Below are 17,328 nucleotides of genomic sequence, written 5' to 3'. Positions count from 1 at the left end.
CTGGTCGCAGTCCTCAACGAGTGGCTGTGACCAGCACTTTCGCAACAGGCCCTAGAGGAGTACCGGCACGACCTCCGCGTGAGCGGGACGCGCTGGTCCTGAGCCCCCGCGACACCGGCACCACCGTGCGTGGTCCGGTGACGCGGGGGCTCGCCCGACAGGCCGCGGGGCGGCCGTACGTCACCCGGCCTGCCGGAGCAGCCGTGGCCGGAGCGTGGACGCTTCTGGGACCATGGTCCGGTGGACGGAAACCCGGTATCCGGCGGGGCCGGACCGGCGGACGCGCTCGCCGTGGCGCCCACGGCCCGCACCGCGGTGGCGTGGCTGCCGCCAGCGGAACTCTGGCCCGCGATCCAGGACATCCGCTGGGAGCACGATCCCCAGGTACGGCGATGGCCGCCGCACGTGAATCTGCTGTTCGGATTCGTGCCGGAGGAGGAGTTCTCACGGGCCGTACCGTTGCTGTGCGACGGCGCGGCCCGGAGTACGGCGTTCGCGGCGCGCCTGGCGGGCGTGCGCTGCTTCCGGCACCGGCACTACGCCACGGTGTGGCTCGATCCCGCCGCGGCGGGCCGCGCGCCGTGGGAGCGCCTGTACCGGGAGCTGGAACCGCGGTTCCCCCTCTGCCGTGGGCGTGGCGGGCGTTTCACCCCGCACCTGTCCCTCGGCCGTACCCGGGACCCCGGCCGCCTGGCCGCCGAGTGCGCCGTCCGGCTCGGTTCGCTGTCGGCGGTGGTCGAGGAGGTGGTCGTACTCTCCCGGCGCGGTGAGGGTCCCATGCGGCCCCGGGCGGTGATCGGCCTGGGCACGGGCGAGCTCCGCCGGCCGCCGGACTGGCCCGGGGCGGTCCCGGCGTGATGGCCTCTCACCTGGTGACGGTCGCCGGCTTGCCTCCGGCAGCGACACGGCTGCTCGGTCACAAGAGGGCTTGGGTGGCCGACGTGCTCGTCGACGGCGCCGCTCACGTTCCGCGTGTCAGCAGGTGCGGCCCACGTAGTAGGCGCCCTGGATGGCGGCGGCGGAGCCCAGCCAGGTCCTGCCCGGGCCCACACAACGCTCGTAGTCGGGCGCCCGGGCGACCTGGACTTTGATCACCACGTGGGAGCCGTCGGAGGTGCAGTGGTTGTAGTAGGCGTCCGAGCCGGTCTCGTAGAAACCGCACGGGTCGGCGGTCGCCGGGGTCGCGGTGGCGGTACCGGCGCCGAGGAGGGCGAACGCGAGGGATACGGAACCGAAGGCGCTGGTCAGCAGACGACGAACATGCACAGCGAACTCCTCGTGACGTGGGGAAGGAACGGTGCCGGCGGGGAGCGGCGGGGCCGTTCGCCTGGGCACGCGCCCATGATCGGTGCTCCCGGGCCTCCGGCCGCCGCGTGTCCGCCGATTTCACCCGCGGAATCATTTCCTCGCTGGGCCGAAGGGATCACCGGCCTGGACGCGGGCGCGCAACTGAGGTAGGGCCGGACCACATCGCCGTCGTCTCGAAGTGGACAGCCGGCCGTAAGAGGGCGGGTGCCGGCAAGAGGATCGTCTGCCGGCACCGGCTCGACGCATGTGCGCCATGCCGGAACACGGCGCGGGTCAGTAGTACTGGGCCAGGCACGGCTCGTGTTCCTCGGGATCGGCCATCAGGTGGAAGACCTGGCGGACCCCCCGCGACACGGGCCGAGCGGTCACTCCTTCAGGGCGTAGAAGTGTATCGGCGAGTTCGGCCTGAAGCCGATACGGGGATACACCGGCGCACCCGCCTCGGTCGCGTGGAGGGTGGCGCGGGTCAGGCCGGTGGCCTTGGCACCCTCGTACAGGGCCTTTCGCGTCACCGCCTCGCCGTAGCCCCTGCGCTCCCACTCCGGCGCTGTGGCGACGAGCACGACGAAGAGCCGGCCTTCCGCCTCCACCGTGGCGGCGCACGTCACCGCAGCGCCGTCCCGCACACCCAGGTAGGCATGCACCTGGTTCTTCCAGAGCGCGGACCCGAGGAGTCCGTCGCGGCCGTCCTCCAGGGGGAAGCCGTAGGCGCGCGAGTTCAGGTCCGCGTACGCCCGAAGCTGCTCGTCGGTGGTCACGCGGACGAAGGTCAGGTCCGGGTGGGACGATTCGGGTACGGGCAGGAGGTCTCCGGCCATACCGGTACCGGGAAAGGCGTAGGCGAGGCCGGCCCGCTCGGCCGCCGCCCGGACCCGGGGGCGGGCCTCGTCGGCGAGGAGGTCCTCGAAGAGCCAGAGGAAGCCGGGGTGTTTCTTGGCGCGCATGATGTCCGCGGCCTGGCCGAGGCGTTGCTCGACAAGCGCCGTGTCCGCGTCCACGTCGGTCAGCGTGAGACAGTTCCAGAACGCGAAGCGGCAATCCGCCCAGCGGACGGCGATGCCCGGCAGGTCCCGCACGTCGGCGTCCGTGTCGCGGTCGAGCACCATGGCCCGCCAGACCACGGCGAGCTGCTCCATCGATTCGATCGACTCCCCGCGATCCGCCATCATGCCCCCCGGGTGGTGATGTCGCCGTGGCCCGAACCGTCGTACGCCACTGCTCCGCGCCCCTCGTTCAGTCCTGCCCGGCCGTGACATCGATCAAGCATCAGGCCGCCGCCGGGGGGCGGACGGTCCGCGTGCGGTCGGCCCATGCGTGGTCGGTCCGCGTGCGGTCGGTCCGCGTGCGCGGCATCGGCCTGTTCACGGGCGGGGAGGCGGTGTCGGAGCAGGTTCGCCGGTGTCCAGGGCGGCGGCGCGGAGGACGGCCGTCAGACGGGTGACCGCCTCGGTGGGTGGGTGCGGAAGGCGGGCCAGGAGCAGGCGCCGCTGCTCCTGGGGGCCGCCCCGCACCGGGATCACGCGCACCCCCGGTGGCGCCACCGCCGTGAATCCGGCCGGCACGGTGGTCAGCCCGCAGCCGGCGGCCACGAGCTGGAGCTTGGCCAGCCAGTCGCGGGCGGTGTGCGCGATCTCCGGCCGCTCGTCCAGGCCGGGCCACACGCCCATCACGTGGTCCTCTCCCGAGGAGGAACCGGCGATCCAGCGCTGCCCCCGCAGGTCGGCGACGTCGACGAAGTCGGCGCGCGCCAGTGCATGGGCGGCGGGCACCGCCACGTGCAGCGCGCGTTCGGTGAGCGTCTGCAGCCTGAGCGGGGGCGACTCGGTGTCCGGTGGCCGGAACGGAGGGGCCGAGGCGAGCAGGGCCAGGTCCAGGCTGCCGGCGCGCAGGGCCCGTGCCAGTGCCGGGGTGCCGCCCTCGCGGCCGACGACGTGCAGTCCGGGGTCCGTACGGCGCAGCGCCGCCAGCGCCCGGGGCACCAGGACGGCGCCGGCGCTGGGGAACCAGCCCAGCCGGACCGTCCCGGCCTGCCCGGGCAGGCCCGACAGTTCCCTCGCCGTCGCGTCGATCTCGTCGAGCACGACCGTCGCGCGGCGCATGACGATGCGGCCCGCCGGGGTGAGCCGCACCCCCTCCCGTCGTCGTTCCAGCAGTTCCGCGCCCGCCGCGCGCTCGATCGCGGCGATCTGCCGGGACACCGCCGACTGGGTGTAGCCCAGTGACGCCGCCGCGGCGGTGAAGGTCCCTTGCTCGGCCACGGCCCGGAAGACCCGGAGCGCGGTCAGCGACACATCGGTGAAGTCCATGACGGGCACGCATACTACGTGGGTGCGCTTCCCGTTGAGCGCATGCGGGAGCGCCCGTGCGGTGGCCGGGGTCCTCGCGCCGGCTGTCTCTGCTCAGGCGTGGTCGACGGCGGGTTCGGTGGCGTAGCGGCTCATCACCCGGACGTTGGCCTGCGGGGTCAGCACCCGGCCGTCGGCCATCGTGTCCCGCAGGTCCCGGAAGTACTGCACGTACAGGTCGGGCGTGAACGTGCTGAGCATGACGGCCGGCTGGTCCGCGAGGTTGGCGAAGGTGTGCGGGACTCCGGGCGGGACCATCACGAGCGTGCCCGCGGTCGCGTCGTGGTCCTCGTCGCCGACGGTGAACCGCACGGTGCCGGAGATGATGTAGAAGCCCTCGTCGTGCCGTGCGTGGCGGTGCTGCGGCGGTCCGGCCGTGTGCGGGGCGAGCACGGACTCGGTGATCCCCAGGCGGTGCCCGGTGTGGCTGCCGTCTTCGAGGACGCGCATGCGCGTGGTCCCCAGGAGAATCGTCTCGCCCTCGCCCGGGCCCACCACCGAGACGGCGGGGGCCGTGGCCGTGTCGTCGGGGGCCGTGTCGTCGGGGGCCGTGTCGTCGGGGGCCGTGTCGTCGGTGCTCGGTTCGTCGGTCATACCTCGATTGCACGGCCGGAGGCGGGGCGCTGTCCAAGACCCGTTCCGCCGCTTCGATACCGCGCGGGTATCGTCGCAGGATGGAGCTACGCACGCTGCGCTATTTCGTGGCGGTCGCCGAGGAACTCCACTTCGGCCGGGCCGCTGCCCGGCTCCACATGAGCCAGCCGCCGCTGAGCCGGGCGATCAAGCGGCTGGAGACCGAGGTGGGCGCCGCGCTGCTGGACCGGTCCTCCGCCGGTGTCGCCCTCACCCCGGTGGGACTGGTGCTGCTCGACGAAGCGCGCGCTCTGCTGGACCACGCCGAGCGGGCACGTGTACGCGTGGCCACGGCGGCCGGCGCCGCGACCCTCACCGTCGGCATCCTGGGTGACAGCACCGATCCCGGCATACGCCGGCTGGCCGCCGCCTACCGCCGCCAGCACCCGGGTGTCGAAGTCCGCGTCCGGGAGGCCGAGCTGAGCGATCCCACCTGCGGGCTGCGCGCGGGCCAGGTCGATGTCGCCCTGACGCGCGGGCCGTTCGACGAGTCGGGCCTGACGGTGCGCGGGCTGCGGGCCGACCCGGTGGGCGCGCTGCTGCGGGCAGCCGATCCGCTGGCCCGCGGCGGCGGTCTGAGGGTGGCCGACCTGGCCGACCGCCGCTGGTTCCGGTTCCCGGAGGGCACCGATCCCCTCTGGCAGTCGTACTGGCACGGCGGGGAGCCCCGCGAGGGACCGGTGGTGCGCGCCGTCCAGGAGTGCCGTCAGGCCGTGCTGTGGAACGGCACGGTCGGCATCACGCTCCTCGGCCACGAGCCGGGCGAGGGGCTCACCGTGGTGCCGCTGACCGACATGCCGCACAGCCGCATGGTGGTCGCGTGGAACGAGGGCGACGCGAACCCGTTGGTCCGCTCGTTCGTCCGGATCGCCAGCGCCGCCTACCGGGTCTGACGAGCGGTGTGCCCGTCCGGGCGGGGCCGTCGCCGGTTCGGCGTCCGGTATCCATGACCGTGGAGGTCGCGACCGAGGGGTCTCACTGCGCCGGACGGCTGTCGCGCGCCACCTCCCCGGCCGGCCGGAACACGGTCGGACGCCCGCTGGGTCCGGCCGGTCAGCGGCCCGGTCACGCATGGCGCATGAGCCGGTGGGGACCGGGGCTTCGAGCGAGGGCTCCCTACCGGCGGATGCCCGACTCCGAGCGGTGGGAGGCGTTCCCGACCCGGTGCCGGTAACTCACCGCGATCGCCGCGGCCGCCGCACGGGAGGTGTCCCCCGACACGGAGCGCGAGGGCACGTCCCCGGGCACCGCTCCGGTTCCCGTCCGACTTTCGGCCATGGCGAGCACCTCGCTCCGGGAGCACCGTCGGCCCGTCCCGTCCCACCCGCCGTCCGCCATGGGGGCCGGACCTGCGCCTGTGCGTATCCGGGCCGGGGCTCGCGGGACCGGCGAAGGGGTCACCGGCGGCCGGCGCGCGCCGATGGTGACTGGGTACCCGCTTGCAGGGCCCGCGGTGTGGGACGAGCATTCTCCCACCCGCTGTTCGACAGGGAGTGGCCCATGCCCCCGAGTTCGACAGTAGTGATCGCGGGCCGCACAGTGCCCGCGGCACGTGGATGCCGGTGTCCCGTGTCTTCCGAAAGGGCTGGACGTGCCAGAGCCGCTTGATGCCGTGACCCCTGCCGCCGCCCGTACGCCCATGAGCCCGGCTGAGGTGAACGCACCGCCGACGGTCGGAGTGGAGGAGGAGTTCGTCCTGGCCGAACGGCACACCAGGGCGGCCGTGTTCCGGGCCCCTTCCGTGGTCCGTGCCGCCGGCGGACACCTCGGCGCGTCCCATGTCACCGCCGAGGTCTCGCAGGCCCAGCTGGAGACCGTCAGCGCGGTGTGCCGTACCGCCGCCGAACTGGAGGCGGAGATCGTACGGTTACGAAGAGGCGCGGCCACGGCCGCGGCCGAGTACGACTGTCTGCTGGTGCCCACCGGCACCCCGGTCCTCGGCAGGCCGGGACCGCCGCCCGTCGTGGACAAGCCGCGCTACCTCGCCTTCGCACGCCGCTTCGGACCGCTGATCCAGGACCAGGGGGTGAACGCCTGTCACGTGCACGTCGGCGTGGCCGATCGGGAGGAAGCCGTACAGGCGGTCAACCATCTGCGGGGCTGGATGCCGTTGCTGCTGGCGGTCACCGGCAACTCCCCCTTCAGCGACGGGTCGGACACCGGATACGCGAGCTGGCGCTCCATGGTCTGGAACCGGTGGCCCTCGGCGGGACCCCCGCCCTATCTGCGGGGGGTGGCCCACTACGAGCGGATCGTCGCCCAACTCGTGGCGACCGGAGCGCTGATGGACCCGGCCATGACCTACTGGCACGTCCGGCCCTCACCGCACCTGCCCACCATCGAGGTGCGGGTCGCCGACGTGCTGCCCGACGCCGCGACCACCACCGCCTACGCGCTCCTCGTCCGGGCCCTCGTCAGCGGCGCCGTGGACGCGGTGCGTGCCGGCGAGCCCGCGCCCGACATTCCCGATCCGCTGCTGCGGGCGGCGTGCTGGCAGGCCGCCCGGCACGGGACGTCCGGCACCCTGCCCGCCACCCATACCCCCGACTGCGCCCCCACGGCCGTCGGCCGGCTGGTCGAGGAGCTGTGGAAGCGGGTCGAGCCGCAGCTCAGCGGTTACGGCGACGACCGCTGTGTGGGCGACTGGCTCAGCGATGTCCAGCACCGGGGCAGCGGCTCCTCCCGGCAACGGCGGGTCGCGGAACAGCACGGAGGATGCCTGCGGGCCGTGGTCGACGCACTCGCCGTCGAACCTGCGTGAACCCACGGCACTTCAAGGCTTAACGCATCCGGGGGCCAAGGGCGTTCGTTGACGTCACCTCTTGACGACTCTGGTCCAGACCTTTAAGTTCACGGGCCAGCGGCTTCTACACATACGCCTCGCAGCCATGTACGTGAACGTCTTCGTTCATGTCCGGCCCCTCCTCTCCCCCCACCCGGCCCTCCCCGGGCCGGTCAAGAAGGGAACATCGGATGCAACAGGTGAGATTGCCACAGGTGAGATCGGGTGCGGCCCGCGTCCGCCTGTGGCTGGCCTTCCTCCTGGCAGCGCTGGTGAGCCTGGCGGCACAGCCACCCGCCCAGGCCGCGCCCACCGCACAGCCGTTCAAGGTGCTGGCGCTGTACAACGGCACCTGGGACGCCGCCCACATCAGCTTCGTCCACGAAGCCAACGCCTGGTTCCCCCAGCAGGCGGCCGCCAACGGCTTCACCTACACCGCCAGCAACGACTGGGACCTCCTCGCCAACGGCGGCGTGGGCGCCTACCAGGTGGTGCTCTTCCTCGACGATCTGCCGCAGTCGGCCGCCCAGCGGGCGGGCTTCGAGCAGTACATGCGCAACGGCGGCGCGTGGATGGGCTTCCACGTATCGGCCTTCACCACCGACGCGCAGAGCTGGCCGTGGTACCACTACCAGTTCCTGGGCAGCGGGAACTTCCGGTCGAACACCTGGGGGCCGACCACGGCCGTGCTGCGCGTGGAGGACCGTACCCACCCGGCGACACGGAACCTGCCCGCCACCTTCACCTCGTCCGTCAGTGAGTGGTACAGCTGGTCCAACGACCTGCGCCAGAACCCCGACATCAAGATCCTGGCCTCCGTCGATCCCAGCAGCTTCCCGCTGGGCACCGATCCCGCCCAGACCTGGTACAGCGGCTACTACCCGATCCTGTGGACGAACACCAAGTACCGGATGCTGTACGCGAACTTCGGCCACAACGCGATGAACTACGACACCAACACCGCGCTGTCCTCCACTTTCGCCAGCGCGACGCAGAACCGGTTCGTCCTGGACGGACTGAAGTGGCTCGGCGGAGAGTCCTCCTCCCAGCCGCCCTCGGACGGCATCTCCGAGACCTCCTGGTACACCCTGCGCAACAAGGGGAACGGAGCGTGCGTCGACGCCCGCGCGGCCGGCACGGCCAACGGGACCGTCATCCAGCAGTACGGCTGCAACTCCACCACGGCCCAGCAGTTCCAGTTCCGGGCCACGGACAGCGGTTACCTGCGCATCACCAACCGCGGCAATCCGCAGCAGGTCATCGACGTGGCCGACCGCTCCACGGCCGACAACGCACCCCTGCAACTGTGGTCCTACGCCGGGGGCACCAACCAGCAGTGGCTGCCGGTACGGGAGGCGGACGGGCAGTACCACTTCAGCGCCCGGCACAGCGGAAGATGCCTGACCGCGCCCGGCGCCGCCACCGACAGCGTCCAGCTCACCCAGCGGACCTGTGACGGCTCCGCCGCCCAGAGCTTCCAGCTGACGGCGCAGCCCTGACACCTGCCCGGCAACCGAAAGCCGACAAACGACAGCCGACAACCGACAATCGGCAACCGACGACCGACCGGTGCCGTGTCCGCCCGGGAGCCCCTGAGCCGCGGACACGACACCCCGATTTGGCTTCGAGCGGACTCCAGCCGCCACACTGAGCCCGACGGAATCCGTGACGAGGACAGACGGGCGGCAGCAGATGGCGACGACGACCGGTGCGGGGCATCCCCTGCCGTACGACACCTACCGTGAGGCGATCGAGCGGGAGACCCGCCGCTTCGCCGAGACGGTGAGCGGTGCCGATCCGGCGGGTACCGTGCCCTGCTGCCCCGGCTGGACGCTCGCCGACCTCACCCAGCACGTGGGAGCGCTGCAGCGCTGGTTCTGCGCGCTGCTGTCCCGGCGCGTGCAGGAACCGCCGCGCAGCCGCGAGGTGGACCTGGGTCTGCCCGGCGATGTGCGGGACTACGCCGACTGGGTGGCGGCCGGGGTACCCGAGGTGTCGGCCGTGCTGCGGGCCACGGACCCCCATGCGGCGATGTGGGCCTGGGGCGAGGACCAGCACGCGCGGTTCTGGGCCCGCCGGATGCTCTTCGAGACGCTGGTGCACCGGGTGGACGCGGAGCGCGCCGTCGGCCGGGAGACGGACGTCGACCCCGTGCTCGCGGCGGACGGGGTGGACGAGTTCCTCGCCAACCTCCCCCACGCCGGGCTGTTCGCCCCGGGGGTGACCGAGCTGCACGGGGACGGCGAGACGATCGCGTTCCGGTCCGCGGACTCCGGCGAAGAGACCGGCAAGGCCGGCGAGGAGTGGCGGGTGCGGCTGGACCGGGACGGTTTCCGGCTGCTGCCGCACACCGGCGGCGACGCCGCGTCCCGGCCGGACTCGGTGACGGTGCACGGACGGGCGGCCGATCTTCTGCTGCTGCTCTACGGGCGGCGGTCGTACCAGGAGCCCGTCTTCGACGTCTCGGGAGAGGTCGCGGTCCTCGACCGCTGGTTCAGCCACACGGCCTTCTGACACGCCGGGACGCGCTCCACGGCGCTCCGGGTCCGGCGTCGACGCGTCCCGCGGCGCTCCAGGTCCGGGATCATCCGGCCGGTGACGAGGGCGGCAGGGGCCGTTCCTCGGCGGAGCGGCGGACGGCGAGCGCCGCGATGTCGTCCTGCAGGCGGTTGCCGCTGTAGTCCAGCAGGTCGTGGTGGAGCCGTTCCAGGAGCTCCCGGGGCGGGAGGGACCGCCAGGAGCGCAGGCGCTGGAGCAGCGGGTAGAAACGGCCGTCCGGGTCGCGGGTCTCCGTGATGCCGTCCGTGTACAGCAGGAGCTGGTCACCGGGACGGAAGGCGTAGGTCTCGACGTGGTACGGCTCCCCGACCAGTACGCCGAGGTTCAGCGGCGGAGCGGAACGGCCGCTGTCCAGTTCCCGCACCTCGCCCGAGCGGATGAGGATCAGGGGCGGATGACCGCAGTTGACGACGCGGATCAGCGGGGCCTCGGCGGGGATCTCCACGAAGACGGCGGTCACGAACCGTTCGCCCACCTCGTATCCGCCCAGTTGCGTCGCCCTGCGGGTCATGCTCGTCTCCACGCGGTCGACCAGGGCGGGAAGGGCGGCTTCGTCGTGCGCCGCCTCGCGGAACGCGCCGAGCAGGGCCGCGGCGGTCTCCACCGCGAGCAGGCCCTTGCCACGGACGTCACCGATGAGCAGCCGGACTCCGTAGGGGGTGGGGACGGCCTCGTAGAGGTCGCCGCCGATGCGCGCCTCGGCGGCGGCGGACAGGTAGAGGCTGTCCAGGAGGAGATCGCCGATGCGCTGGGGTACCGGTCTGAGCAGGACCCGCTGGGCGATGTCGGCCACGAAGCGCACGTCGGCCAGCGTGTGCTCCCGGTGGGTGCGGTGCGCGGCCAGGACGGTACCGAGGACGCCCACCAGAGCGGTGCAGATGTAGGCGGCCACGTAGTGGCGTTCCCACAGGTAGCCGACGGGCCGGCCGGCACAGCACGGAGTTCCGGCCAGGACTCCTTCCAGGAGGATCGCGAACCCGGTGGCACCGGCGACGGCGACGGGCCCGTGGGCGAACGCGGCCACCAGGGGCAGGGCGATCAGTACGAAGCTCACCGGCCACTGCACCGGGGTCACGGGCTCCAGCAGCAGCACGGCCACCACGTACAGGACCGGCAGCCACCGCATCCACGCGGGAGGCGCCGGCAACCGCGTCCGCGCACCGGCACCGCTCTCCGGTTCCCGACCGGTATGGCCGGGTTTCGGCATACGTGGTCTTCGCACACGGACTCCTGTCAGGGGAACTCGACAAGACTTCCAGCCTGGCGTGGGGGCCCGCGGCACGCCGGTGATTGCTCCATGCAACGGCATGTTCCGCCCGAGGGCACCGCCACGCACGGCGGTGCTGAGCGGTCCCCCCGCCGAACCACCCTGCGGGCGCAATGCCGCCATCAGCGGGCATACCGGTCGCCGGTCACGGAGTTCCAGTGCTAGAAAAGGGAGATGAGCGGACGTTCCCGCCGGCCCCGGGCGAGAGCGGCGCCGCCGCCCGGCACACGGTGGTCGTCCGAGCCGTCCCACAGCCGACGGCCCCGGCCACCGCGCGGACGCCGCCTCTCGTCGTCCCTGAGCGTCCGCACGCTCGCCGCACAGGTCTTCCTGTTCCAGGCGCTGATCATGCTGCTGCTGGTCGCGGTGGGCGCCGCGGCCCTCGTGGTGCAGGGGCGGTACGACGCGGAGCGCAGCGCCAGGGACCGTTCACTGGCCGCGGCCGAGGCGTTCGCCCATGCCCCCGGTACGGCACGCGCGCTGCGCGAGCCGGATCCGACGGCGGCGCTGCAGCCGCAGGCGGAGCAGGTGAGGAAAGGTGCCGGCGTCGACTTCGTCAGCGTTCTGGACGCGCACGGGGTGCGGCTCACCGACCCCACGCCCGCGATGATCGGCACGAAGGCCCAGGGCGTCGGCCGGGCCGCAGGCGGGGAGACGTTCACCGAGACGTTCCACGGCCGGCCGACCGACGCCGTGCGCGCGGTCGTCCCCGTGACCGATGCGAGCCGGCGCGTCATCGGCATGGTCACCGCCGGGATCGAGTACGCCAACGTGGGAGAGGTGCTGAACCGGCAGCTGCCGCTGCTGTTCGGTGCGGCGGCGGTGGCGCTCGTCCTGGCGACGGGCGGCGCGGCCCTGGTCAGCCGCCGGCTGCTGCGGCAGACCCACGGACTGGGGCCGGCCGAGATGACGCGGATGTACGAGCACCACGACGCCGTGCTGCACGCGGTGCGCGAGGGCGTGCTGATCCTCGGCGGTGACGGGCACGTACTGCTCGCCAACGACGAGGCGCGCAGGCTGCTGGACCTTCCCGCCGACGCCGACCGGCGGCACGTGCGGGATCTCGGGCTGGGGCCCGGGCTGACGCGGCTGCTGCTGGCGGGCGAGGCCGTGTCGGACGAGGTCAGGCCGGCCGGGGACCGGCTGCTGGCGGTGAACGTCCGGCCCATCGCCCCGTACGGTGGTGCTCTGGGGCTGGTCGCCACCTTCCGTGACACCACCGAGCTGAGGGCCCTGTCCGGGCAGGCCGAGCTGGCGCGCGGCCGGCTGTCGTTCCTGTACGAGGCGGGCATGCGGATCGGCACCACGCTCGACGTACGGCGTACGGCCGAGGAGCTGGCCGAGGTGGCGGTGCCCCGCATGGCCGACTTCGTCACCGTGGAACTCCTGGACGCCGTGCTGCGCGGCGAGGAGCCCACGAGTGCGGTGCACGAGATGCGGCGTACCGCGGTGCGCGCCGTGCGGTCCGGGCACCCCTTGCAGCCGGTGGGCGACCTGATCCGCTTCGTGATGGCCGACACCCCGATGGTGGCGGCCCTGCGCCGCGGCAAGGCGGTCCTGGTGCCCGACCTGCACACCGCCCACGACTGGCGGGCCCAGGACCCCGAAGGGGCGCAGCGGGCACTGGACTACGGCATCCACTCGATGATCTCGGTGCCGCTCCAGGCCCGGGCGGTGGTCCTCGGCATGGTCAGCTTCTGGCGTGGTGCGGGCTCCCCCCGGTTCGAGGAGGAGGACGTCGCCGTGGCCGAGGAGCTGGTGGCCCGGGCCGCCGTCGCGATCGACAACGCCCGCCGGTACTCCCGCGAGCACGCGATGGCCGTGACCCTGCAGCGCAGTCTGCTGCCGCTGGGCCTGCCGGAACAGGATGTGCTGGAGATCTCCTCCCGCTATCTGCCGGCGCGGTCCGGGGTGGGCGGCGACTGGTTCGACGTGATCCCCCTGCCCGGGTTCCGGGTGGCACTCGTCGTCGGGGACATCGTGGGGCACGGTATGCAGGCGGCGGTGACCATGGGACGGCTGCGCACGGCCGTGCTCAACTTCTCCTCGCTGGACCTGGCTCCGGACGAGCTGCTCGGGCATCTGGACGAGATGGTGACCCGCCTGGACTCGCAGACCGCGAGCGCCGATGACGACCGGGAACCGCTGACCGGTGCCACCTGCCTCTACGCCGTCTACGATCCGGTCGACGGCCGCTGCACCCTCTCCCGCGCAGGGCACCTGGGACCCGCCGTGGTGGACCCCGAGGGCCGGGTGGTCTTCCCCGACCTGCCCCTTTCGCCGCCCCTGGGGGTCGGCGGGCATCCCTTCGAGGCCGGCGAGCTGGAGCTGCCCCCGGGCAGCCGGCTCGTGCTGTTCACCGACGGTCTGATCGAGAACCGCGGACGGGACGTCGACGAGGGCCTCGAACTGCTCTCCTCGACCATCGCGCACGCGGACCGGACGGCGGAGGAGACCTGCCGTGCCCTCGTGGAGACGATGCTGCCCGACCACCCCAGTGACGACGTGGCGCTGCTGGTCGCCCGGACCCGGCTGCTCGACTCCACGTGCGTCGCGGCGTGGGACGTGCCCTCCGACGCGACGGCCGTGCCCCGGGTCCGCAGCGAGGTGAGCCGGCGGCTCGCCGAATGGGGGCTGGAGGAGGTGTCGTTCGCCACGGAGCTGATCCTCAGCGAACTCCTCACCAACGCGATCCGCTACGGCGCTCCGCCCGTGCGCGTCAGGTTGCTGCTGGGCCGCACCCTGGTCTGCGAGGTGTCGGACGGCAGCAACACGTCGCCCCGGCTGCGGCAGGCGGCCACCACGGACGAAGGGGGCCGCGGCCTGTTCCTCGTCTCCCAGTTCGCCGACATGTGGGGGACGCGCTACGCGGCACGGGGCAAGGTCATCTGGGCCGAGCAGCGGCTGGACCGCAGCGCGGAACCGGACCCGACGGCCCTGTTCGACGTCATGGGCCTCTGATCGGCCCGCTGGTGACGCCTCGGCACACCGGGCCGGCCCTCCTCGCCGGGGAGCCGACTCCCGTCCGGACGTCGTCACCTGCGCCAGAACAGATGGTGCGTCACGCCGCTCGGGCTCGGCACGACGTCGAGGTGGAACCGGTCGAGCAGTTCGTCGGGGGACTCCCAGAGCCGTAGTCCGGACCCGAGTTTCACCGGCGACACCGCCACGTGCAGGGTGTCCACGAGGTCGGCGTCCAGGAACTGCCGGATGGTGGTGACCCCACCGCCGAGCCGGACGTCCCTGCCCTGCGCCGCCTCCCGCGCCTGCGCGAGGACCGCCGCCGGGTCGCCGGCGACGAAGTGGAACGTGGTGTCGGAGAGCGTGAACGAAGGACGCTCGTGGTGGGTCATGACGAACACCGGCGTGTGGAACGGGGGCTCGTCGCCCCACCAGCCGCGCCATTCGTGGTCGTGCCAGGGTCCGCGCTGCGGCCCGAACTTGTTCCGGCCCATGATCTCGGCGCCGATGTTGCGCGCGAAGTCCCGCGTGAAGTAGTCGTCGAGGCCCCGGCTTCCCCCCGGTTCCGTGCGGTTGGGCCAGCTCGCCGTGGCGCCGGCCCAGGCGAACAGTTCCCGTGGGTCGGCGTCGCCGAACGGCCTCTCCAGACTCTGGTTCTCACCGGCGGCGATGCCGTCGCTCGACACGCTGAAGTTGTGGACTCGGAGCAGCTGAGCCATGTGCGCCTCCCTTGTTACCCGACAACGGTAAGACGCCGCCGGCCGGGAAAACTCATCGCCCAGGCCGACCATGTCGTCGGCTTCAGCGTCAGCGAGGGGAGGAACTGGGACGCGCCCGTGGTGCTGTGCGGCCGGACGGCCACGTGGCGCTGGGTCGGCGACGGCCGGCGGGGGGCTGCCCGCCGGGCTGCCCGAGTGGTGCGGCGCCGCCGCCGGCTGAGCGGGCGGTCAGCGCCCGTCGGCGGCCGGCACACCGGTCCCGGGGGCGGGGTCGGTGTGCGCGATCCGGGTCAGGTCGGCCATGAGCGAGTCCAGCCACGCCGCGGTCGCGTAGTACCGCCGCGGAGCGCCGGGCGGCTCGGCGGCGAAGCTCACCTGGGCCGGCTCGATCAGCGGTACCGGCGTGGCCGGGGTGTCCTCCCCCGGGTCCAGCGCCACCGAGACCAGCAGCATCCGTCCCGCCACCCGGTCCCCCAGAGCGCCCGCCGACTCGGCCGCCGCCGGACCCAGCTCGGTGCACGGGGGCTCCAGCAGCCGAGCGGAGCCCCACAGCGTGTGGTGCCCGGCGATCAGCGTCGCCTGCCAGTCCACCACGGCCGGCGCCGCAGCCCCGGATCGCGGCCCGCCCAAGGGCGCGGGCTCGCTCTGCAGCTGCGCGTAGGCGGATTCCGCGAGGTAGACGGCGCGTTGCAGCGACCGGCGACCGGGCACTCCCGGCCGGGCGGCCGCCGCGCCTGCCGCCACGGCGGCACTGGTCGCCACCACGATCTCCGCCGACCTGCGCAGGAGTTCCGCGCCCGCGTGGTGCATCTCGTCATGGGCGCCCCGGGGCCAGGCCAGCACACCGAAGACGACACCGATGGCGCTGCCGACGAGCACGTCGAGGATCCTGGCCTCCGCCAGGCGCCAGGTCGGCTGTGCCAGCTGTGCGAAGACCAGCGCCACCAGCACGGTGAACAGTCCCTGCGCCCAGCCCATGCCCTTGACCGGTCCCGCGGTGAAGGTGAACAGCATCCAGACCGGCAGGAGGACGGCGTAGACGGCGGTGTCGGAACCCACCAGGACCAGTATTCCGGCGCTCAGCAGCGCCCCGGCCAACGTGCCCGCGAGCGCCAGGCGGATGGTGCTCCAGGTCTCGCCCAGCGTGGTGCGGGTCAGGGTGAGGGTCGCCAGCATGGCCCAGAATCCGTGCGGCAGGGTGTCCACCCCGGCCACGAGCCGGACCGCGGTCAGGGCCAGGGCCAGCCGCACCGCGTTCTGGAAGAACACCGACCTGCGCCCGGCGTGGCCGTACATCCGGCGCCACCACAGGACGGGCGCCCGGCTCCTGGCGTACCAGAAGCGGCCCGCCGGCAACCCCTCCGAGGCGTGCCGGCCTCGCACCGCCAGGTCGACCGCCGCGCCCATGGCCAGCGCCGCGTCGGCGATGTCCAGCACGGCCGCGTGGCGGCGCAGGACGACGGGCGGGAATCCGGGCGCGGTCGCACCGGCCCCGGGGGCGGCGTGAGCCCCGGGGGGAGCAGCGGGCCCCGCGGACACGGCGGACAGGTGCGCGCGTGCCTCGGCCAGCGCCTTCCGCTGTGCCGCGGGGGACGTTCCCGTGCGCAGACAGGTCGCGGTCGCCGCGGCCAGTCCGGCTACCGCGTGCAGTACGGCGGACACGGCAGACACGGCAGACACGGAGAGCTCCTGCTCCGCCTCCGCCTCCGCCACCGGCCCCGGCACCGGCACCGGCACCGGCACCGGCACCGGCCGGACCGTCACGCCGGGCGCCGCTTCCCGCCCCGGTGGGGCCGTCACGCCGGCCGTCGCGCCCTGCCCCGGGTTGCCGGTGACGCCCTGTGCCGCCACCGGCACCGGCTCGGCGGTGAGCTCGGCCAGTCTGCTGAGCAGGGTGCGGGTGGCCAGGCCGGTGTGGGCGAGGGCGCGGTCGTGCAACCCGGGTCCCGCCGGGCGCTCCGCCTCCGGCACGTTCAACGGCCGTAGGCTCTGGCCCGCCTCCCGGGCCGCCCGGACGTCCGGGGCCGTCAGAGCGTACGGGGGTGTGGCGAGTCCCGCGGCGCAGTGCTCGGCGGTCAGCGCCGCCCGGGCCGCCCGCTCCCGGTAGGACAGTGGGCGGGGCTCGCGGAAGAGCAGCGCCTCGGCGACGACGAACAGGACGGCCCCCGTGGTCGTACCGATCAGCCGGTCGCCGAGCGAGCCGGGATCGTACGGCGGGAAGGACGGCAGGATGTAGAGGAGTTGCAGGCCCGGGGCCGCCCCGGCCGGGCGCGGTCCGCCCACGGCGGCGAAGGCCAGTGTGAAGCCGATGACCAGCATGCCGACGACCGCGCTCCAGGTCCGCGCCGACAGATAGGTGCCGGCGATCACCAGTACCCAGCACACCGGCAGCAGACGCAGCACCACCGCCGCACGCTGCCGGCCGGTACCGGGGATCCTGGACAGCCCGCCGACCGCCACCAGGGTGAACAGCGCGTAGGTCGCCGCCACGGGGCGGTCGAAGCCGTAGCGGAAGGCGTAGAAACCGGCTGCCGCGACGAGTGTCACCCGCAGCGCACGACGGCCAGAGGCGGCGTAGGCCGCCGGCAGCCGAGCACCTGGAACACCCCGCATCTCCTCAGGATCACCTACCCCGGGGCATCCGGCACGTTCGACGGCCTTGGCGGATGCGGGGCAAAAAAACAAAGGCAAGGAGGTCCAGCCACTCCTTGCCACTCTCAACTTATAGCGCACCGGGGGGCTTGCGGCAAGGCC

At 73.1% G+C, this 17,328-nt stretch carries 14 protein-coding genes; 6 read left to right on the top strand and 8 right to left on the bottom strand.

Annotated features, from left to right (window positions below):
• Nucleotides 1–240: 240 nt before the first annotated feature.
• Entirely contained in the window at nt 241–858 is a 618-nt protein-coding gene (locus tag AB0B40_RS33970) for a 2'-5' RNA ligase family protein (RefSeq protein ID WP_362267358.1), read from the top strand.
• Between the two features lie 117 nt (nt 859–975).
• On the opposite strand, the gene AB0B40_RS33965 is transcribed toward AB0B40_RS33970, so the two are convergent.
• From AB0B40_RS33965 to AB0B40_RS33950, 4 genes are all read right to left on the bottom strand, one after another.
• Nucleotides 976–1,266 (bottom strand): DUF6355 family natural product biosynthesis protein, encoded by a 291-nt coding sequence (locus AB0B40_RS33965; protein WP_362267357.1) that lies wholly within the window; start codon nt 1,264–1,266, stop codon nt 976–978.
• Nucleotides 1,267–1,673: 407 nt separating this feature from the next.
• Nucleotides 1,674–2,474, bottom strand: a complete 801-nt coding sequence (locus tag AB0B40_RS33960) for a GNAT family N-acetyltransferase (protein WP_362267360.1) — start codon at nt 2,472–2,474, stop codon at nt 1,674–1,676.
• Nucleotides 2,475–2,669: 195 nt separating this feature from the next.
• Nucleotides 2,670–3,614 (bottom strand): LysR family transcriptional regulator, encoded by a 945-nt coding sequence (locus AB0B40_RS33955; RefSeq protein WP_362267355.1) that lies wholly within the window; start codon nt 3,612–3,614, stop codon nt 2,670–2,672.
• A gap of 93 nt (nt 3,615–3,707) precedes the next feature.
• Complete coding sequence (locus AB0B40_RS33950; RefSeq protein ID WP_362267353.1) at nt 3,708–4,247, bottom strand: cupin domain-containing protein; 540 nt, start codon at nt 4,245–4,247, stop codon at nt 3,708–3,710.
• Nucleotides 4,248–4,327: 80 nt separating this feature from the next.
• On the opposite strand from AB0B40_RS33950, the gene AB0B40_RS33945 reads away from it, so the two are divergent.
• On the top strand, nt 4,328–5,179 hold the full coding sequence (locus AB0B40_RS33945) for a LysR substrate-binding domain-containing protein (RefSeq protein ID WP_362267351.1): 852 nt from the start codon (nt 4,328–4,330) through the stop codon (nt 5,177–5,179).
• A gap of 223 nt (nt 5,180–5,402) precedes the next feature.
• On the opposite strand, the gene AB0B40_RS33940 is transcribed toward AB0B40_RS33945, so the two are convergent.
• Nucleotides 5,403–5,564 (bottom strand): hypothetical protein, encoded by a 162-nt coding sequence (locus tag AB0B40_RS33940; RefSeq protein ID WP_345046576.1) that lies wholly within the window; start codon nt 5,562–5,564, stop codon nt 5,403–5,405.
• A 361-nt stretch (nt 5,565–5,925) separates the two neighbouring features.
• Here AB0B40_RS33940 and AB0B40_RS33935 point away from each other — a divergent pair, with 361 nt between their 5' ends.
• From AB0B40_RS33935 to AB0B40_RS33925, 3 genes are all read left to right on the top strand, one after another.
• On the top strand, nt 5,926–7,047 hold the full coding sequence (locus AB0B40_RS33935) for a glutamate--cysteine ligase (RefSeq protein WP_345046577.1): 1,122 nt from the start codon (nt 5,926–5,928) through the stop codon (nt 7,045–7,047).
• Nucleotides 7,048–7,274: 227 nt separating this feature from the next.
• Complete coding sequence (locus AB0B40_RS33930) at nt 7,275–8,567, top strand: ThuA domain-containing protein (protein ID WP_345046617.1); 1,293 nt, start codon at nt 7,275–7,277, stop codon at nt 8,565–8,567.
• Nucleotides 8,568–8,733: 166 nt separating this feature from the next.
• Entirely contained in the window at nt 8,734–9,582 is an 849-nt protein-coding gene (locus AB0B40_RS33925; protein ID WP_345046579.1) for a maleylpyruvate isomerase family mycothiol-dependent enzyme, read from the top strand.
• 70 nt (nt 9,583–9,652) lie between these two features.
• Here AB0B40_RS33925 and AB0B40_RS33920 read toward each other — a convergent pair whose 3' ends face one another.
• Complete coding sequence (locus AB0B40_RS33920) at nt 9,653–10,753, bottom strand: PP2C family protein-serine/threonine phosphatase (protein WP_362267349.1); 1,101 nt, start codon at nt 10,751–10,753, stop codon at nt 9,653–9,655.
• Between the two features lie 489 nt (nt 10,754–11,242).
• Between AB0B40_RS33920 and AB0B40_RS33915 the strand changes: the two genes are divergently transcribed.
• Nucleotides 11,243–13,855 carry a SpoIIE family protein phosphatase gene (locus AB0B40_RS33915; RefSeq protein WP_345046618.1) on the top strand — a complete coding sequence of 871 codons (2,613 nt, stop codon included), beginning with the start codon at nt 11,243–11,245 and terminating at the stop codon, nt 13,853–13,855.
• Nucleotides 13,856–13,929: 74 nt separating this feature from the next.
• Here AB0B40_RS33915 and AB0B40_RS33910 read toward each other — a convergent pair whose 3' ends face one another.
• Both AB0B40_RS33910 and AB0B40_RS33905 read right to left on the bottom strand, forming a co-directional pair.
• On the bottom strand, nt 13,930–14,574 hold the full coding sequence (locus AB0B40_RS33910; RefSeq protein ID WP_345046581.1) for a dihydrofolate reductase family protein: 645 nt from the start codon (nt 14,572–14,574) through the stop codon (nt 13,930–13,932).
• A gap of 228 nt (nt 14,575–14,802) precedes the next feature.
• Nucleotides 14,803–17,187, bottom strand: a complete 2,385-nt coding sequence (locus AB0B40_RS33905) for an FUSC family protein (RefSeq protein ID WP_345046582.1) — start codon at nt 17,185–17,187, stop codon at nt 14,803–14,805.
• Nucleotides 17,188–17,328 lie beyond the last annotated feature (141 nt).

The sequence above is a fragment of the Streptomyces sp. NPDC042638 genome, from assembly GCF_040647235.1.
Lineage (GTDB): Bacteria > Actinomycetota > Actinomycetes > Streptomycetales > Streptomycetaceae > Streptomyces > Streptomyces rameus.
This window is presented reverse-complemented; position numbering and strand designations above follow the sequence as displayed.

Coding starts and splice junctions, on each gene's coding strand:
- AB0B40_RS33960 (WP_362267360.1), bottom strand. CDS start 2,474: ATGGCGGATCGCGGGGAGTCGATCGAATCGATGGAGCAGCTCGCCGTG.
- AB0B40_RS33955 (WP_362267355.1), bottom strand. CDS start 3,614: ATGGACTTCACCGATGTGTCGCTGACCGCGCTCCGGGTCTTCCGGGCC.
- AB0B40_RS33950 (WP_362267353.1), bottom strand. CDS start 4,247: ATGACCGACGAACCGAGCACCGACGACACGGCCCCCGACGACACGGCC.
- AB0B40_RS33945 (WP_362267351.1), top strand. CDS start 4,328: ATGGAGCTACGCACGCTGCGCTATTTCGTGGCGGTCGCCGAGGAACTC.
- AB0B40_RS33940 (WP_345046576.1), bottom strand. CDS start 5,564: ATGGCCGAAAGTCGGACGGGAACCGGAGCGGTGCCCGGGGACGTGCCC.
- AB0B40_RS33935 (WP_345046577.1), top strand. CDS start 5,926: ATGAGCCCGGCTGAGGTGAACGCACCGCCGACGGTCGGAGTGGAGGAG.
- AB0B40_RS33920 (WP_362267349.1), bottom strand. CDS start 10,753: ATGCGGTGGCTGCCGGTCCTGTACGTGGTGGCCGTGCTGCTGCTGGAG.
- AB0B40_RS33915 (WP_345046618.1), top strand. CDS start 11,243: ATGCTGCTGCTGGTCGCGGTGGGCGCCGCGGCCCTCGTGGTGCAGGGG.
- AB0B40_RS33910 (WP_345046581.1), bottom strand. CDS start 14,574: ATGGCTCAGCTGCTCCGAGTCCACAACTTCAGCGTGTCGAGCGACGGC.
- AB0B40_RS33905 (WP_345046582.1), bottom strand. CDS start 17,187: ATGCGGGGTGTTCCAGGTGCTCGGCTGCCGGCGGCCTACGCCGCCTCT.